A 16348-nucleotide genomic window follows, 5' to 3' on the forward strand; every position below is an offset into this window, starting at 1 on the left:
TCTTTGAAAATATTGAGCAGGTGATGATTAATGGATACACAGCAAATGAATCTAGCGTTGGTTGCCGTATTGCAAGAATGGGATCCATTCAAGATAGGGTGGGATCTTTATGAACCGGAAATTGCAGATACGGTCGTAGCAATCCGGGATATAGATGAACCAAAGGAACTGGCGGAAAAAATAAAATCCATTTACGAGTTCTCGTTCGATGAATCCGTTCAGATGGAAAAGTGCCTTGAAGTTGCACAACAGCTGCTCATCATAAAAAATGATGCCAGTTGTTCGATCTAAGGTGAAAAAGGGTGTACCCATCAGGGGCACCTTTTTTAGTTTTTTTTGCTCTACACTCGTAGTTTGTGCAGTATACTTGTAGTTTGTGCAATACTCGTGAATTTGCGCGATATACTCGTGAGATTGTGCCATTTACTCGTGAGTTTACGTTGGGGTGGCCACTCCAATAAACCCTTTAATTAATTGATACACTTCTTCCGGTTTCTCCTCTGGAAGAAGGTGCCCGGATTCCTCAAGGACAACAAGCTTGGAATTAGGCAGGTCTTCATGGAGCCTTTGGCCAATATTCAATGGCACAACTCGATCATGCCTTCCCCAAATAAGCAGGCATGGTGTATGAATATCACTAAGGTCCTCCTTCAATAAATCGACTTCCTTGTCCCGAAGCATCCTCCCCAATGCCCGGAAAATATCATGCTTCTTTATGAAGGGCCCTAGATATCCCTGCCGCATTTCATCGTCAATCATGGCCGGGTCATGGACGACATTTTTCAAATTCTTTTCGATACCTGATTTTTGTAGATACCTTTTTATCCCGAATGAAAAGAAGGGCAGGTAACTGACCATCTTCATTTTCTCCGAATAGCTGGGCTGATAGCCTGAACCAGCAAGAAGAATGGCATGGTCGACAAGCTCAGGATACGATTTGATGAGCTGCAGGGAAATCTGCCCGCCCATGGAATGGCCGATGGTGCTGAATTTCCTGATGTCTTTTCCTTCTAAGAACATAACGACTGATTTGGCGATGTTCCGGAATGAATATGTATATCGATAATCTTTTCCGCTTTGCCCGAATGGCGGGAGGTCTATGGAAATCACATTGTATTCCTTGATTAAATAGGGCACTAATTTACGGAAACTGAAGCTCGACGATAAAAATCCATGAAGCAGGACAAGGGTGGGGAGGGAATCGTCGATTCGGTCATATTCAAAATAGATATCCATATTATCCACCTGTTCGACGCCTTTGATTGTATGACTTTCCATAAAAGCTCCTCCTCCGTAATTGGTCCATGATAAAAATTCGTGTTTTCCTTGATATTCCAAAAAAGGTCCTTTAATACTGTTGCATAACAGTAATTGTAATAATAACGATGAAAAAAGACAATTACTATAACAGGTCACCAACCAATTTTGATATAATAGTGTAAGTTTATCCTGACAGAATAGGACTTATTAAATTATATTGTCATATAGGTTTTTAAAAAAGTCTAATAAGGTAATTCGTGAGACTATCTGCCAGCCAAACCATCACATCTAAATTAGTGAATTCCAAAAGGGGGGTTTTCCAATGCACTTGAATGAAGAGGAATTGGAAGTCTTGAGAATCATTGAAACTAACAGCCGGATTGATATGAAGGATTTGGCTAAAATGACCGATCAATCAGAATCGGACATTGAAATTACATTGAAGAAATTAGAAGATATGCGGGTCATTGTCCGTTATTTAACAGTCATTAACTGGGCTAAAGTGGATGAATACCATGGTGTCACAGCTATGATCGATGTAAAAGTCACTCCTAAACGCGGCGTCGGTTTCGATGAGGTCGCAAAAAGGATTTACAAATTCAAAGAAGTCCAGTCCGTTTATTTGATGTCTGGGGCTTATGATCTTTCGGTCATTGTCGAAGGACGTTCGATGAATGAAGTGGCAAGCTTTGTTTCGGAAAAGCTTTCGACATTGGATTCCGTCATTTCTACGACGACTCACTTCATTATGAAAAAATACAAGCATGATGGCACTATTTTCGAGCAAACTGAAGAAGATAAGCGGATAGTGGTGTCACCATGATTAAAACGAGTTATGTTTCAAAAACGGTTGCAGAGATTAAACCATCAGGCATCCGCCGTTTTTTCGACTTGGCTGCCAATTTGGAAGGGGTCGTCTCCCTTGGTGTGGGTGAACCGGATTTCGTTACATCTTGGGCAGTGAGGGAAGCGGCGATCAACTCCTTGGAGGAAGGGTATACCTCTTATACGGCCAATGCCGGATTATATGAATTAAGGTCGGAAATCAGCGGGTATATGGAGAAGCAGTTCCATGTTTCGTATAGACCGGAGGATCAAATCATCGTCACGGTCGGAGCAAGCCAAGCCCTCGATATTGCCCTGAGGACCATCTTGAATCCGGGTGAAGAAGTCATTGTCGTCGAACCGTGTTTCGTCGCCTATGCACCGCTTGTGACCATGGCAGGGGGAATACCGGTCACGGTCCAAACATCCAAGGAAGATGATTTTAAATTGACTCCCCAACAACTCGAGGCGGCGATCACGCCTAAAACGAAGGCTGTATTAATCTGTTCGCCGAATAACCCGACAGGAACCCAACTTGGTCAGGAAGAATTAGTGATGCTTGCTGACATCGTTAAAAAGCATGACTTGCTGGTGATTTCCGATGAAATCTATGCAGAACTTGCATATGATGAGACATTCACTTCTTTTGCTGCCATTGACGGCATGCTTGAGCGGACAATTGTCATCAATGGGTTTTCGAAAGGGTTTGCGATGACTGGATGGCGTCTTGGGTTCGTTTGTGCACCTAAGGAAATTTCCGAAGCGATGCTTAAGCTTCATCAATATGCGATGATGTGTGCGCCGACCGTTGCGCAGCATGCTGCATTGGAAGCTTTAAAGCACGGAATGCAGGATGTGGAGGAAATGCGCCGCAGTTATCGAAGAAGGCGAAATTATATCGTGAAATCATTTAACGATATGGGGCTGGATTGCCATAATCCTGGCGGGGCTTTTTATGCATTCCCTTCAATCGAGAAAACGGGAATGACTTCAATGGAATTTGCTGAAAAACTTCTGACGGAAGAACTTGTAGCCGTTGTGCCGGGTGATGTATTTGGGGAAAGCGGAGAAGGTCATATCCGCTGTTCCTATGCATCCTCGATGGAACAGCTTCAAGAAGCGCTTAGAAGGATGGAACGTTTCATGAAGAATCATTGCAAATAAAAGCAAAAAAATAGGGATCCGGCCGTTCCAAGCAGCCGGATCCCTTTCCATAGGGGGAATTAGAAAAAAGAGTTAATCTAATGGATTAACATAGAAAGTGTTAATCATAGTATATCCAGTACCCTGAAAAAAAATACACATACTATGACCCTTTTTTTGAATTAAGCTTGTGTATTATATAAAGTATGCATAACATTCAGAATTTGGTCTTCACTAAAGTCCTTGGCTGTTCTTAGAATGAGCTCCGCTTTTTTTGTTCCGATTTCTTCAATCAGTTTTTTTATGTTCTCGTCGATACCAGCTGCGTTCCCAGTTTGGGCATCCTTCAGGAATTCTGAAGCAGGAATGTCAAGAACGGTGGAAAGCCGTAGAATGGTTTGTGTATCTGGAATCGATTCACCTGATTCATACATTTCTATCTTCTTCGTGCCGATTCGTAATTTCAAAGCAAGTTCCTGTTGAGTGAGGTTGTGATTCTCTCGGTATTGCCGGATATTCTTCGCGATATTTGACATAGTCAGACACTCCTTTTTCAGGAAATATATTTTCTTCTTGTCATTATTTTACCATATTATTACTTAGGGAAAGTCACGGAATATGTAGGTTTTGTGAAAAAAATGCCGCATCGAGAAATATCGAAACGGCACGTCGGATGTTAAATGAGATTAGTGGACTTAAGGAATACGAGTATGATCATGATCGGCACGACGTAGCGAATCAGGAAATACCAAAGTTTAAAAAGTGATCGGCCGGAATCAGGGCCAGATTCGAACTCCTTTTGTACCTCGATCCTTTTCATTTGATAGCCGATGAAAAGAGATATGAACAAGGCACCGACTGGCAGCGCGATATTGCTTGTCAGATAATCAGCGAAATCGAATATGGATAAATTGAAAATCTTCACATCCGAAAGCACCCCAAATGATAATGCACTAGGAATCCCAATCAGGAAAACGGTGATACCAGCTATCCAAGAAGCCTTCTTCCGCTTTGCAGCATCACCCTTGATCATGGCTGCAACGGTGATTTCGAGAATGGAGAATGCCGTCGTAAGGGTGGCAAATAATAATAATATGAAGAAAATGAACATGAAGATCCCGCCAAGCGCCATTTCATTGAATACGGCAGGCAACACGACAAAAACCAGTCCAGGCCCGCTTGAAGGGCTGAAACCCAGTGCGAAAACGGCCGGGAAGATGACCAAACCTGCCAGCAAGGAAATGAAGATATTCAGTCCAACTACCGAAAAGGCCGATTTTGTAATATCTTCTTTTTTACTTAAATAGGATGCGTAGGTTACCATCACGGAAACACCGACACTTAGTGCAAAGAAGGATTGGCCAAGTGCCAATAGGATCGTTTCCCCTGTTAATGCGGAAAAGTCCGGCTTCAAGAAGAATTTAACACCCTCCATCGCCCCATCCAGAGTCAAGGAACGGATAAGAAGAATGATGAAAAGGATGAACAAGGAAGGCATCATATATTTATTAGCCTTTTCAATTCCCTTGGAAACCCCGCCTTGCACGACCCAAATGGTAAAGACCATGAATAATAACTGAGCGATAACCGTTTCATATGGATTACTGATTATCGTATTGAAGAAGTTCCCATATTCCTCTTGCGTCAAGTTTGAGAGAGAACCTGTAAAGCTTCTTGCTAAATACGAGATGATCCAGCCTCCGACAACACTGAAGAAGGAAAGAAGAATGATTGAAGCGACGACACCGCCATATCCAATCAACGCCCAAGGCTTTCCAGGGGCGATATGTTTATATGCGCTAATGGCATCTTTCTGTGCATTGCGGCCAATCGTGAATTCCGCTATTAATATCGGTGCACCGATAAGTATGGTGAATAAAATGAAGAGCAGGAAGAAGGCCCCTCCGCCATTTGCCCCAGTCATATATGGGAGCTTCCAGATGGCGCCTAATCCAATAGCGGAACCCGCGGCTGCTAGGATGAACCCAAGTTTTGAAGTCCATTGATCTTGTTTTGACATGATGGAAAAACTCCTTTGGATGTAAAGAATATCTAGCTGTATAATACTTATTTAAAACATTTCCTCATCTTACTATGATTCTGGGGAAATGGGTAGTGCTCACTATTGCAATCTTTAGAAAAATGAGCAAATATTTAAGGGGAATAGAGGTTATTTGCAAATTTTTAGGATAAGTTATACATAAAGAACTTATAATATTTATTATTTCCAAAAAACAAACATTTTTAATGAGTAAAATCCCAAAAAGTATGGTATACTTAACTTTGATTATTTTCCAATTATGTGATATAATTTTTTATTGCGTGAAAAGACGAAAAAATATATATAAAATAGGAGTGTTACCATGTCTGAAAAATTCGAAATTGGTGCGGTAGTTGCTGGTAAAGTAACTGGTATTCAACCATACGGTGCATTTGTTGCTCTTGATGAATCAACTCAAGGTTTAGTTCATATTTCTGAAATTACTCACGGCTTCGTTAAAGATATCAACGAACATTTAAAAGTGGGCGATGAAGTGAAAGTTAAAGTGCTTTCCATCGATTCAGCTGCTGGAAAAATCGGCTTATCGATCCGCGCTACAGAAGAAGCTCCTGAGCGTACTGAAGCTCCGAAAAAAGCTCCGAAAAAACGCCAAGCTTCTGTTAAAGCGACATCTCACATCGAATCTACTGAAGGTTTCAACACATTGAAAGACAAACTTCAAGAGTGGATTGAACAATCTCAACGCGAAGACTTAATCAAAAAATAATTTTGGGAACCGGCAGATCCTTCGATCAGCCGGTTTTTTTTGTCCAGTGGGGCATATGAATGAAATAAAGCCGGGTCATGTGTTTATCCATGGTCCGGCTTTATTTTATAAAACATAAACAATGTCGATGACATCAACGAGTCGGTTTAGTTTCAGGCTCTCTGGAAGTTTCAGGGCTTGGTTTAAAGAGAAGACCAAGATTAATGAGACCGGCGATTCCAACCAACCCATAAACGATACGGGCTAATCCAGCACCTTGCCCCCCGAAAATCGAAGCGACCAAGTCAAATTGGAAAAAACCTATTAATCCCCAGTTGATTGCCCCAATTATTGTAAGAACAAGTGCAGTTCTTTGTATTCCACTCATTGTACTGCCTCCTTTTTTTGAAAAAAATCAGTTCTTTATTTATCATGCTTTTTCATCATGTAAATATACATCACTCCAAAAGTTCCGGGCGGATATTTTGTATTTAAATGGAACATTGGTCATAATGAATAAAAGAAAAACTAGCACATGCACTTTGGACAATTCAAAATCGGAGTCAATATGGCATCATTAAAGGAGAGATATCCATTGGAGAATTACACTTATAAAAATCCTACTAAAGTCATTTTCGGCAAAGGTCAGCTTGAAAGCCTAAAAACTGAAATTCCTGCGTATGGCGATAAAGTTTTACTTGTATACGGTGGAGGAAGCATAAAGAAAAATGGCTTATATGAAAAAGTGGTCAATACCTTGAAAGTGATTGATGCAGAGGTGCACGAACTTTCCGGAGTTGAACCGAATCCACGCATCTCGACAGTCCGGAAAGGTGTTGATCTTTGTAAAGAACATGGTATCGACTTTGTCCTGGCTGTTGGGGGAGGAAGCGTAATCGACGCTACAAAGGCCATCGTTGCGGGTGCAAAATATGAGGGGGATCCATGGGATCTTGTCATTAAGAAGGCACCAGTCGAAGAGGCGCTTCCATTCGGAACGGTGCTGACTTTAGCTGCAACCGGCTCTGAGGCGAATTCGGGATCTGTCATAACAAACTGGGAAACGAAAGAGAAATATGGATGGGGAAGTCCATTGGTATTTCCGCAGTTCTCCATTTTGGATCCTGAAAATACTTTTTCAGTACCAAAAGACCAAACGGTATACGGAATGGTCGATATGATGTCACATGTGTTCGAAACGTATTTCCATCCGGAAACGCATGCGCCGCTACAGGACCGTTTTTGTGAATCGCTGTTATCTACGGTGATTGAAACGGCACCTAAACTATTGGAAGACCTGGAGAATTACGAGCACCGGGCTACCATCCTGTATGCCGGAAACCTGGCCTTGAATGGGTCGCTTGGGGTCGGTTACAGCGGTGATTGGGCAACGCATAACATTGAACATGCCGTTTCAGCTGTTTATGACATCCCGCATGCAGGGGGATTGGCCATCTTATTCCCAAATTGGATGAAGCATGTGCTGCATGAAAATGTCGCACGCTTTAAACAAGTGGCAGTCCGTGTATTCCATGTGGATCCTGAAGGGAAGACAGATGAGGAAGCTGCCCTTGAAGGCATTGAAAGACTTAGGTCATTTTGGAGCAGCTTAGGGGCGCCGACCAATCTTTCCGATTATGGCATCGATGACTCACAATTGGAAGTCATGGCTGATAAAGCGATGAGCAGAGGGGATTTTGGAAGATTCAAAGTGCTGAACCGTGAAGATGTTCTTGCCATTTTACGGGCTTCATTATAAACAAGTGATATGATCCATTCTCCCGCCTTGTCAGGTGGGAGATTACTTTATATGCATAATTCATTGTTTACTTGATCGATTTCTTGATTATGAGAATTACATCAGATAAAGTGAAAGGGAAACTAAAGAATTCAAGGAGGAATTTGAATGGCCCATATTCGTTTCGATTATTCAAAAGCCCTGCCGTTTTTCGGGGAGCATGAAATTACCTATTTACAGGATGCTGTAAAAGTGGCACACCATTCCCTGCATGAGCAGACAGGGGCAGGCAATGAATATCTTGGCTGGCTTGATTTACCCGCCAATTATGATAAAGAAGAGTTCTCAAGAATCAAAAAAGCTGCGGCGAAAATAAAAGAAGATTCAGAAGTGCTGCTGGTTATCGGAATCGGTGGATCATATCTGGGAGCGCGGGCAGCAGTTGAAATGCTTCAACATAGTTTTTATAACATTTTACCTTCGGATAAAAGAAATGCTCCGCAAATTTTATTTGTGGGTAATAATATAAGCTCTACATATATGCAGGACGTAATGGACCTATTGGAAAATAGGGATTTCTCGATCAATGTCATCTCTAAATCCGGTACGACCACGGAGCCTGCACTGGCCTTCAGGATTTTCCGGAAACTGCTGGAACAAAAATACGGCGTTGAAGAAGCTAAGGGCCGCATTTATGCTACCACTGATAAAGAGAAGGGTGCATTAAAAACGGTAGCGACGGAGGAAGGTTTCCAAACTTTCGTCATTCCCGATGATGTTGGCGGACGTTACTCGGTCTTAACGGCTGTAGGTCTGCTTCCGATTGCGGTCAGCGGTGCGGATATCGATCAAATCATGGAGGGAGCCGAGCGCGCCAGGGTGGACTTCAGTTCTTCCGAGTTAGGCGAGAATCAGGCATACCAATATGCGGCGGTTCGGAATATCCTTTACAATAAAGGGAAAACGATTGAAATGCTGATAAACTATGAGCCTGGACTTCAATACTTCTCTGAGTGGTGGAAACAATTATTTGGGGAAAGTGAAGGAAAGGATCAAAAAGGGATATTCCCTTCATCGGCTAACTTCTCGACTGACCTGCATTCATTAGGACAGTATGTTCAGGAAGGTCGGCGTGATCTTTTTGAAACAGTCATCAAAGTGGAAAAGGCCCGTCATGAAATCTTGATTGAAGAAGCGGCAAATGACTTGGATGGCCTGAATTACCTATCAGGTAAAACGGTACAATTCGTGAATGATAAAGCATTTGAGGGTACGCTGTTAGCCCATACGGACGGTGGCGTTCCAAACCTGATCGTAACGGTTCCTCAGCTTGATGCTTATACTTTTGGCTACCTTGTGTATTTCTTCGAGAAGGCGTGTGCAATGAGCGGATACTTACTGGGTGTAAATCCATTTGATCAGCCTGGAGTGGAAGCCTATAAGGTGAACATGTTTGCTCTTTTAGGAAAGCCGGGTTATGAAAAGAAAAAAGCGGAGCTCGAAAAGCGCTTATAATATAAAAGGCATCAAGCCGGAATAACATCCTGCTTGATGCCTTTTTTTGTTGAAAGCTAAAGCAGTGTCATCAAGGAAGCGACGAAGAGAGAGGAACTTCACAAAAGCATAAGGGTGTCTTGGAAGCAAACTTTCGCCAATCGAGGGAACAAAAGGGGCATTTCAGGTTTTTTTTAAGGCACTTTGGTTAAGCTAATAGAAAATTAGCGAAAGAGGTTTTATACAATGATTAAAATTTCTTCTCAGTTGGAAGGGAAAACATTCGGTTTGTTCGATCTGGAGACGAAGTTGAAACCGGAAGGATACGTGATAGGCGGGGGATGGGATTATGACCACGGATCTTTTGATTATAAGATTGATGGCAGAGATGGCTACCAATTCTTGCGAGTCCCTTTCAAGGCTGTTGATGGTTCGCTCGATAAGGATGGGGTAATGGTCGAACTATTACAACCGTTTTTGCTATCTCACAAGTACGAGGACGGGATGGATGATGAAGGAAATATCGGAAACCTCTCCGCTTCCTTCAATCAGTTTGCCGAGCCTGAAGATCCGGATGCCGAATTTCCGGAAAACTATATCTCATTAGGAAAAGCGCTTGTCCGTGATTTGGAAAAGCTTTTATTACATTAATCTTCAATGATGAGCAAGGTGTCATCACCATGTATGATTACATCTCCAGGGGGCTTGAATAATGTCTTGCCTCCTGTAATGATGCCGACCAATAAAATATCTTGATCGAATAGTTTAACGTTCAACTGTTTAAACGTCAATTCAACCCAGTCATCCTGGACGGACAACTGCTTGATGTTCAATCCATTCCGGTCTGTTTGCTCTTCGGCATCCGCAAGGATCCCCTTCGATAAGCAATCCTGCATATATTCACTCGCAAATTTATTCGTTTCCACGATACCGTCCGCTCCAGCCCGTAAAGCATTTTCCTTTTGTTCATGCGTTAATATCTCCACAAGACAATATACATGAGGATTCAGCCCTTTGACGGCCAGTAATGTTAATATCGAAAACATATCCGTTTGCAGCTCGTCTTGCTTAAGGTCAGCCGTGATCAGGACGCGTATGGCTTGCTTTACATTTGCTTTCTGCAAAACGGAATCCAATGTAGCCTTTCCTTGGATAAAGTGGATATTCGTTCTTGGAAGCGGGTGCTTTTGCAGCGTATCATCTATAAGGACAATGCATTGATGATGGTTACGATCATGAATGTTTTGGATGATCCTCTGGGAACGGCCATTCCAGCCCACAATGATAAAATGTCCGTCGCCGCCGAATACTTTCTTTCCTGTTAGAAATTGCTGTTCACTGGAAATGGAAATCTTTGCAATGTACGCAAAATAAGAGGTGATCAGGCCGGCGCCTGACAAAATGAGGACCATCCCAATGACTTTACCAAGATTTGTAACGGGAGTGAAATCTCCGTATCCCACCGTTGACATAGTCACGATTGCCCACCAGATGCCATCAAGTAAAGTAGGGAATCTCTCCGGCTCCACAAAGTGTATCAAGACCCCGAATGAAAGTAAAAATAATGCGATGGTGGATAGCAACCTGATGAAACGCGGGAATCTGGGAACGATGCTGGTGTATGGACCGATTCGAATCATGTTTTTCCCCCCCCTAAGCTGTTCCTTTTAGTATGGTCAAAAAAGGCTTGACTCATAAGGGTGCGGCCAGACAAACTTTGAATGATGAATATTGGGAAGTTGCCATTATATTCCAGGTGAATGATAAAAGCCTTCCGGATGATGTCGGAAGGCTTTTATGGTTGAGTCACGTATCCTGAACTGGACTTCATGCTCGATGATTGATTATATGCCCGTTTGCGTTGCGGTATTCCTTCATCTTTTTTTAGACCCTTCTCCGGACGTTAAAGTTATCACTGATGAGCAGCCAGTTTTGAGGGAAGGCTAAGCCGAGCTTCCAATAACTCATTCCCCTTAGGTTCAGTTCTTTGATTAAATCGAATTTAGCCTGAATGGATCTGGCATCTTCAAACCACACCTCATGTTTCCTATCCTCTATATCGGTATAGTTGAAGTGCGGGGCCTGTGCGGTTTCATCATACTCGATGGCAACATTATTGGCCGCCGCAATCTGGATGGCCTGCTGCGGACTCACGGCCTTGGCAGTGGATCCCTGTACAAAAGGCAGGGTCCAATCATAGCCATATAGATTCTGCCCCATCAGGATCTTGTTGGAGGGAATATCGGTGACAGCATATTCGAGAACATCCCGAACAGGTCCAATAGGTGACACAGCCATTGCCGGTCCCCCGCTATATCCCCATTCATAAGTCATGATGATAACGAAGTCGACTATTTCACCATGTGCTTTATAGTCATGTGCCTCATACCAACGGCCTTTTTGCTCAGCACTTGTTTTAGGGGCAAGTGCCGTGGAAATGAACCATCCTTCTTTCTTGAATCGTTCCTTGGCTTTTCGGAGAAATTGATTATACGCTTCCCGATCGGCCGGCCTTAAAAACTCAAAGTCAAAGTGAATATCCCGGAATCCATATTTCTTTGCCGTTGTAACGATATTGTTCAGGAACTTATTCTGAATGGAAGTATTCGTTAAAATGATTCGCCCAAGCTCATCGCTGAATTGGTCATTTTCCTGATTCGTGATGACCATCATCAGGACATTTTTATTTTCTCTGGCGATGGCAGGGAATTCATTGAGCAAAGGCTCCTTTAAGGAGCCGTCACGAAGCGCCTGGAAGCTGAAAGGGGCTAAATAGGTTAAATAGGGCCCGGCTTCCCTGGCGGCTGTTTCAAGGGCCGGTGCAACCGATGTACCCCGCGGCTCGACATACCCGTTGAATTCGGCGGTCCTTTTCTTTCGTGCCGGAATATAGATCCGGTATCCAACGGATAGGTTTTGATTTTCGGAAATGCCATTTATTTTTGCCAATTCTTGAACAGGGACATCAACTTTTTGAGATATCGAATATAAACTATCACCCGGTTGAACGAAATAATAACTGCCGACGATCGGAATGACAAGGGCCTGCCCCGAAACAAGATTATTTGGGTTAGGGATCTTATTTGATTCGATGAGCCTGTCAACGGTTACGCTGTATGTCTGGGCGATGCCATATAACGTCTGGCCTGGCCTAACCACATGTATTTGCAATTCTTTTCCCTCCTACTGAAAGTTTCCTAACAGTTTATGAGCATAAAAAGAAATTCATGATAAAGAGCTTAGGATTGAGAGAATCCCAATTGGAAAAATTCAATAAATTGGCAATAATAATTTAAGCTTAAAATGCTAATTAATATTAGTAGGAGGTGAAAACACATGGCAAACAACAATAACAGAAATCAACTAGTAGTAGCTGGTGCAGAGCAAGCTCTACAACAAATGAAGAATGAAATCGCTAGTGAATTTGGTGTAAACCTAGGTGCTGACACTACTTCTCGCGCTAACGGATCTGTTGGTGGGGAAATCACAAAACGTTTGGTTCAAATGGCTGAACAACAACTAGGCGGTTCAAACTTTTCTCGTTAATTAATTGAATAAATATGGATTAGAAAGAGAAGGAGCATCGCTCCTTCTCTTTCGCATTGTTCAGCCATGCGACTGCCGGGCTTTTAAAATCTTGATTGCCTTTTCAGGGAAATCGGTCATGATGACGTCGACTCCCAACTCTGCCAGCTTGACGATGTCGGCTTCATCATTGGCGACCCAAGGACGGATTTTATATCCAAGTTTTTTCGCTTTTTCATTAACTTCCGGGGTCAGGCTGTTTTTATCCGGATGAAAACCCGCTTCTTTTTTATCACGTAAGATCTCTTCGTAGTTTTCAGGAAGCCCCTCGAACAATAATGCACGTTCAAGGTCTGGGGCAAGCATCTTCACTTTTTCAATGGATTGATGGTTGAAGGAAGAGAGGATCACCCGATTTTTCATTTGATATTGACGAATTAGATCAATGATTTTCTGTTCGATTCCCTCGTAAGCGAGTTTATCCGTTTTGATTTCGATATTCATCAATAAAGCGTTGCCCTTAGCCCAGTCGAAAACGTCCATTAAAAAAGGGATTCGCTCCCCAAGGAATTCCTTGGAAAACTTGCTCCCGGCATCAGCCGTTTTCAGCCTTTGTGCCGAATGCTCTTTTACATAACCAGTAAGGGTGGTCGTTCGATCAAGTGTTTCGTCATGGATGATGACCAATTCCCCATCAGAACTGAGATGGACATCGAACTCGATCCCTTCTGCCCCGATTTCTGCCGCCTTTTGAAATGCAGCCATGGTATTTTCAGGATGCGTCCCCTTGGACCCCCTATGTGCAAAAATAAGTATGTTTTGCAAAATCATCACATCCCCTTTAAACTTTATCTTGAACCCTATCATACATGTATCCCTGAATTGTTTCAGCAATGTTTAATAGACAATGTTTTAAACAACGAGTAAAATACATATGGTATTTCCATTAATAGGTGTTCGAAATATGAGGTGAACAAAATGAATATGTGGGAAATTTTTGTTGCAGTTGTCCTTGGTCTTGTAGAAGGATTAACTGAGTTTGCTCCTGTATCTTCTACAGGGCATATGATCATCGTCGATGATTTATGGCTGAAATCAACTGATCTTTTCGGGAGTGAAGTGGCCAATGCCTTTAAGGTGGTCATCCAGCTTGGTTCGATACTCGCCGTTGTCGTGCTCTTCTGGGGACGGTTCATGGACTTGCTTGGGTTAAGGAAGCTGAAGGGCACATCCGCTGCGAACGGCCCAAAGCTTAACTTATTGCAGATCTTTGTCGGATTGCTGCCGGCTGGCGTTTTAGGTCTAATATTCGAAGATTACATTGATGAACATTTATTTACGATGAAGACGGTCATCGTCGGATTGTTCCTTGGCGCATTCTTGATGATTGCTGCGGATAAATTCCGTCCAAAGCTGACTGCAGAAACGGTTGACCAAATCACTTATAAACAAGCTTTCGGTGTAGGGTTAATTCAATGTTTGTCACTGTGGCCGGGATTCTCGCGTTCAGGTTCAACCATTTCCGGAGGAGTGCTTTTAGGAATGAGTTATCGGGCCGCTTCCGATTTCACGTTCATCATGGCAGTGCCGATCATGGCAGGTGCCAGTCTGTTGAAAATTGTGAAATATTGGGAGTTCTTCACGCCTGAAGTTCTGCCATTCTTTATTGCAGGTTTCATCAGTGCATTTATCTTTGCATTATTCTGTATCCGCTTTTTCTTGATTTTAATCAATAAAGTTAAATTGACTCCTTTTGCCATTTACCGGATCGTCTTGGCGGTTGTGCTTCTATTCATTATTTGGTAATACGAAATAAAGCGTGAAATAGGAGAGGAGCCACCCCGTTGACTCGGGGTGGCTTTTTTTGCGGTCGAAAAAAAGCTGAATTCCCAGAAAAATAATTACGAATAATAATTTTATTTTGGTGTTTTTAATTCGTTATTACCGAGTTAATTGTCAATAAATCTTTTGATAATAAAAAAATATTCGGTTTTTGGAGTGGTTCCAGACATAATTAGTAAAAAAAATATAAGTGCGATAAAGCTCCCTGAGCGTAGTGATACCAACGTGTTTGATTATTTTTCTCAATATTCAAATGATTACATAAACTATTTTCATATAATTTATATGATATAATTTTAGTATAAATAAAGTACAGGTGTACATCTGGGGAGGACAACATGAGGGATGACCAATTGAAGAAAACGGTTGGCTTTTGGGTTGGAACATCAATTGTAGTTGGTACAGTTATCGGTTCTGGTATTTTCATGAGACCTGGTGACGTGCTTGAGTTAAGCGGTAATTCAACCATGGCCTTACTAGCCTGGCTGATAGGCGGCCTCATTACCCTTGCAAGCGGGTTGACGATTGCGGAAGTGAGTACACGGATCCCTAAAACCGGAGGCTTATATGTTTATATGGAAGAAGTGTACGGAAAAGCATGGGGATTCCTATGCGGCTGGGTTCAGACATTGGTATATGGACCTGCAGTCATGGGCGCACTCAGTTTATACTTCGGGTTATTAGTCGCAGGAATATTTAATATCGCTTCTGGCTACACTTTGGCGATAGGGATTCTGACGATCGTATTTATAGCAGGCATGAATCTTCTGGGGACAAAATACGGCGGTATCATACAAACCTTATCGACCGTTGCTAAACTGATCCCCATCATTTTCATAGCGGTGTTCGGTATCGCACAAGGTGATATGCCTGTATTCAATATCGATAGTGAAAGTTCAATGAAAATCAGTATGGCCGGAGCAATTTTGGCTACGCTCTGGGCATATGATGGCTGGATGAATGTCGGCTTCATGGCTGGGGAAATGAAAAACCCGCAGAAAACGCTGCCGCGGGCAATCATAACGGGATTAGTCGTGGTCATGGTCGCTTACTTGGCTGTGAACCTTGCCATGCTTCATGTATTGGGGGCGGAGGGAGTCATAGCTCATGGCACGAATGCAGCGAATGTTGCGGCAACGCTTCTATTTGGTGAATTGGGCGGAAAATTGATATCAATCGGAATTGCGATTTCAATCTTCGGTTGCTTGAACGGAAAGCTTTTGACTTTTCCGCGCATTACCTTGGCGATGGCGACTGATAAAATGATGCCAGGCCATAAACAAATCGGAAAAATATCGCCCAAGTTCAAAACGCCTATAAATGCGACGATATTGCAGGTGATCATTGCAATCATCATGATGGTTGCAACAGACCCTGATAAACTTACCAATATGGCTGTATTCTCTGTCTTCTGTTTTTATGGATTAGCTTTCTTCGCAGTTTTTATCTTACGCAAAAAAGATCCGGATGCGAAAACTTATAAAGTGCCGTTTTACCCATTCATCCCCATCGTGGCGATTGCTGGAGCAATATACATTGTTGTAAGTACATTAATCGATACACCTTTAAATGCCTTGTACTCGGTGATCATCCTCATTATAGGTATGCCAGTGTATTGGCTCCTTAAAAAAAGTGAACGGGATGATGAACGTTCATATTAATGAAAAACCCTTTACTGCATGCAGTGAAGGGTTTTTGTGAATTTGCGGAACAAAACTTTCCCTTTGGACAAAAGTGGCGAAATAGACAACTCGGGAAGTTCGTATTAACATAG

Annotated in this window: 17 protein-coding genes; 10 read left to right on the forward strand and 7 right to left on the reverse strand. The window is 42.5% G+C overall.

Features of this window, described 5'->3' with window-relative positions; translation table 11 throughout:
• Window positions 1-30: 30 nt before the first annotated feature.
• Window positions 31-291 (forward strand): DUF1871 family protein, encoded by a 261-nt coding sequence (locus ACFRAK_RS02215; protein WP_192206904.1) that lies wholly within the window; start codon window positions 31-33, stop codon window positions 289-291.
• A 144-nt stretch (window positions 292-435) separates the two neighbouring features.
• Here the strand turns inward: ACFRAK_RS02215 and ACFRAK_RS02220 are convergent, their stop codons facing one another.
• Window positions 436-1278, reverse strand: a complete 843-nt coding sequence (locus ACFRAK_RS02220) for an alpha/beta fold hydrolase (protein WP_387603934.1) — start codon at window positions 1276-1278, stop codon at window positions 436-438.
• 304 nt (window positions 1279-1582) lie between these two features.
• Here ACFRAK_RS02220 and ACFRAK_RS02225 point away from each other — a divergent pair, with 304 nt between their 5' ends.
• Together ACFRAK_RS02225 and ACFRAK_RS02230 are read left to right on the forward strand one after the other, a co-directional pair.
• The gene (locus ACFRAK_RS02225; protein WP_387603931.1) at window positions 1583-2083 is read left to right on the forward strand and encodes an Lrp/AsnC family transcriptional regulator; all 501 of its coding nucleotides are present in this window, start codon (window positions 1583-1585) and stop codon (window positions 2081-2083) included.
• A complete protein-coding gene (locus tag ACFRAK_RS02230) occupies window positions 2080-3249 on the forward strand; it encodes an aminotransferase (protein ID WP_260285675.1) in 1170 nt (389 codons plus the stop codon). The genes ACFRAK_RS02225 and ACFRAK_RS02230 overlap by 4 nt, the downstream gene beginning before the upstream one ends.
• Before the next feature lie 161 nt (window positions 3250-3410).
• On the opposite strand, the gene ACFRAK_RS02235 is transcribed toward ACFRAK_RS02230, so the two are convergent.
• Together ACFRAK_RS02235 and ACFRAK_RS02240 are read right to left on the reverse strand one after the other, a co-directional pair.
• The gene (locus tag ACFRAK_RS02235) at window positions 3411-3764 is read right to left on the reverse strand and encodes a helix-turn-helix domain-containing protein (protein WP_394571222.1); all 354 of its coding nucleotides are present in this window, start codon (window positions 3762-3764) and stop codon (window positions 3411-3413) included.
• A 140-nt stretch (window positions 3765-3904) separates the two neighbouring features.
• Window positions 3905-5248 (reverse strand): sodium-dependent transporter, encoded by a 1344-nt coding sequence (locus ACFRAK_RS02240; protein ID WP_260285673.1) that lies wholly within the window; start codon window positions 5246-5248, stop codon window positions 3905-3907.
• A 343-nt stretch (window positions 5249-5591) separates the two neighbouring features.
• On the opposite strand from ACFRAK_RS02240, the gene yugI reads away from it, so the two are divergent.
• Window positions 5592-5996: a S1 domain-containing post-transcriptional regulator GSP13 gene (gene yugI / locus ACFRAK_RS02245; protein ID WP_034310304.1), complete on the forward strand. Its 405-nt coding sequence runs from the start codon at window positions 5592-5594 to the stop codon at window positions 5994-5996.
• Window positions 5997-6129: 133 nt separating this feature from the next.
• Here the strand turns inward: yugI and ACFRAK_RS02250 are convergent, their stop codons facing one another.
• Window positions 6130-6363 (reverse strand): DUF378 domain-containing protein, encoded by a 234-nt coding sequence (locus ACFRAK_RS02250; protein ID WP_387603925.1) that lies wholly within the window; start codon window positions 6361-6363, stop codon window positions 6130-6132.
• A gap of 180 nt (window positions 6364-6543) precedes the next feature.
• Here ACFRAK_RS02250 and ACFRAK_RS02255 point away from each other — a divergent pair, with 180 nt between their 5' ends.
• The 3 genes from ACFRAK_RS02255 (at window position 6544) to ACFRAK_RS02265 (ending at window position 9858) form a co-directional block, all read left to right on the forward strand.
• Window positions 6544-7734, forward strand: a complete 1191-nt coding sequence (locus ACFRAK_RS02255) for an iron-containing alcohol dehydrogenase (protein WP_387705514.1) — start codon at window positions 6544-6546, stop codon at window positions 7732-7734.
• A gap of 147 nt (window positions 7735-7881) precedes the next feature.
• On the forward strand, window positions 7882-9228 hold the full coding sequence (locus ACFRAK_RS02260; RefSeq protein WP_387603921.1) for a glucose-6-phosphate isomerase: 1347 nt from the start codon (window positions 7882-7884) through the stop codon (window positions 9226-9228).
• Window positions 9229-9453: 225 nt separating this feature from the next.
• A complete protein-coding gene (locus tag ACFRAK_RS02265) occupies window positions 9454-9858 on the forward strand; it encodes a YugN-like family protein (protein WP_387603918.1) in 405 nt (134 codons plus the stop codon).
• On the opposite strand, the gene ACFRAK_RS02270 is transcribed toward ACFRAK_RS02265, so the two are convergent.
• Together ACFRAK_RS02270 and ACFRAK_RS02275 are read right to left on the reverse strand one after the other, a co-directional pair.
• On the reverse strand, window positions 9855-10847 hold the full coding sequence (locus ACFRAK_RS02270; RefSeq protein ID WP_387603915.1) for a potassium channel family protein: 993 nt from the start codon (window positions 10845-10847) through the stop codon (window positions 9855-9857). The genes ACFRAK_RS02265 and ACFRAK_RS02270 overlap by 4 nt on opposite strands.
• Window positions 10848-11091: 244 nt before the next feature.
• Window positions 11092-12378 carry a glycoside hydrolase family 18 protein gene (locus tag ACFRAK_RS02275; RefSeq protein ID WP_387705516.1) on the reverse strand — a complete coding sequence of 429 codons (1287 nt, stop codon included), beginning with the start codon at window positions 12376-12378 and terminating at the stop codon, window positions 11092-11094.
• Between the two features lie 165 nt (window positions 12379-12543).
• Here ACFRAK_RS02275 and ACFRAK_RS02280 point away from each other — a divergent pair, with 165 nt between their 5' ends.
• Entirely contained in the window at window positions 12544-12753 is a 210-nt protein-coding gene (locus ACFRAK_RS02280; RefSeq protein WP_387603909.1) for an alpha/beta-type small acid-soluble spore protein, read from the forward strand.
• Between the two features lie 60 nt (window positions 12754-12813).
• On the opposite strand, the gene ACFRAK_RS02285 is transcribed toward ACFRAK_RS02280, so the two are convergent.
• Window positions 12814-13557 carry a glycerophosphodiester phosphodiesterase gene (locus tag ACFRAK_RS02285; RefSeq protein WP_394571223.1) on the reverse strand — a complete coding sequence of 248 codons (744 nt, stop codon included), beginning with the start codon at window positions 13555-13557 and terminating at the stop codon, window positions 12814-12816.
• Between the two features lie 153 nt (window positions 13558-13710).
• Between ACFRAK_RS02285 and ACFRAK_RS02290 the strand changes: the two genes are divergently transcribed.
• Together ACFRAK_RS02290 and ACFRAK_RS02295 are read left to right on the forward strand one after the other, a co-directional pair.
• Complete coding sequence (locus tag ACFRAK_RS02290; RefSeq protein ID WP_387603903.1) at window positions 13711-14538, forward strand: undecaprenyl-diphosphate phosphatase; 828 nt, start codon at window positions 13711-13713, stop codon at window positions 14536-14538.
• Window positions 14539-14912: 374 nt separating this feature from the next.
• Entirely contained in the window at window positions 14913-16235 is a 1323-nt protein-coding gene (locus tag ACFRAK_RS02295; RefSeq protein WP_387603901.1) for an APC family permease, read from the forward strand.
• Window positions 16236-16348 lie beyond the last annotated feature (113 nt).

Source organism: Peribacillus sp. NPDC056705 (genome assembly GCF_043656335.1).

Bases quoted from the DNA above. Each gene is read 5' to 3' on its own strand.
- ACFRAK_RS02215 (WP_192206904.1), top strand. From the start codon at position 31: ATGGATACACAGCAAATGAATCTAGCGTTGGTTGCCGTATTGCAAGAA.
- ACFRAK_RS02220 (WP_387603934.1), bottom strand. From the start codon at position 1,278: ATGGAAAGTCATACAATCAAAGGCGTCGAACAGGTGGATAATATGGAT.
- ACFRAK_RS02225 (WP_387603931.1), top strand. From the start codon at position 1,583: ATGCACTTGAATGAAGAGGAATTGGAAGTCTTGAGAATCATTGAAACT.
- ACFRAK_RS02230 (WP_260285675.1), top strand. From the start codon at position 2,080: ATGATTAAAACGAGTTATGTTTCAAAAACGGTTGCAGAGATTAAACCA.
- ACFRAK_RS02235 (WP_394571222.1), bottom strand. From the start codon at position 3,764: ATGTCAAATATCGCGAAGAATATCCGGCAATACCGAGAGAATCACAAC.
- ACFRAK_RS02240 (WP_260285673.1), bottom strand. From the start codon at position 5,248: ATGTCAAAACAAGATCAATGGACTTCAAAACTTGGGTTCATCCTAGCA.
- yugI (WP_034310304.1), top strand. From the start codon at position 5,592: ATGTCTGAAAAATTCGAAATTGGTGCGGTAGTTGCTGGTAAAGTAACT.
- ACFRAK_RS02250 (WP_387603925.1), bottom strand. From the start codon at position 6,363: ATGAGTGGAATACAAAGAACTGCACTTGTTCTTACAATAATTGGGGCA.
- ACFRAK_RS02255 (WP_387705514.1), top strand. From the start codon at position 6,544: ATGGCATCATTAAAGGAGAGATATCCATTGGAGAATTACACTTATAAA.
- ACFRAK_RS02260 (WP_387603921.1), top strand. From the start codon at position 7,882: ATGGCCCATATTCGTTTCGATTATTCAAAAGCCCTGCCGTTTTTCGGG.
- ACFRAK_RS02265 (WP_387603918.1), top strand. From the start codon at position 9,454: ATGATTAAAATTTCTTCTCAGTTGGAAGGGAAAACATTCGGTTTGTTC.
- ACFRAK_RS02270 (WP_387603915.1), bottom strand. From the start codon at position 10,847: ATGATTCGAATCGGTCCATACACCAGCATCGTTCCCAGATTCCCGCGT.
- ACFRAK_RS02280 (WP_387603909.1), top strand. From the start codon at position 12,544: ATGGCAAACAACAATAACAGAAATCAACTAGTAGTAGCTGGTGCAGAG.
- ACFRAK_RS02290 (WP_387603903.1), top strand. From the start codon at position 13,711: ATGAATATGTGGGAAATTTTTGTTGCAGTTGTCCTTGGTCTTGTAGAA.
- ACFRAK_RS02295 (WP_387603901.1), top strand. From the start codon at position 14,913: ATGAGGGATGACCAATTGAAGAAAACGGTTGGCTTTTGGGTTGGAACA.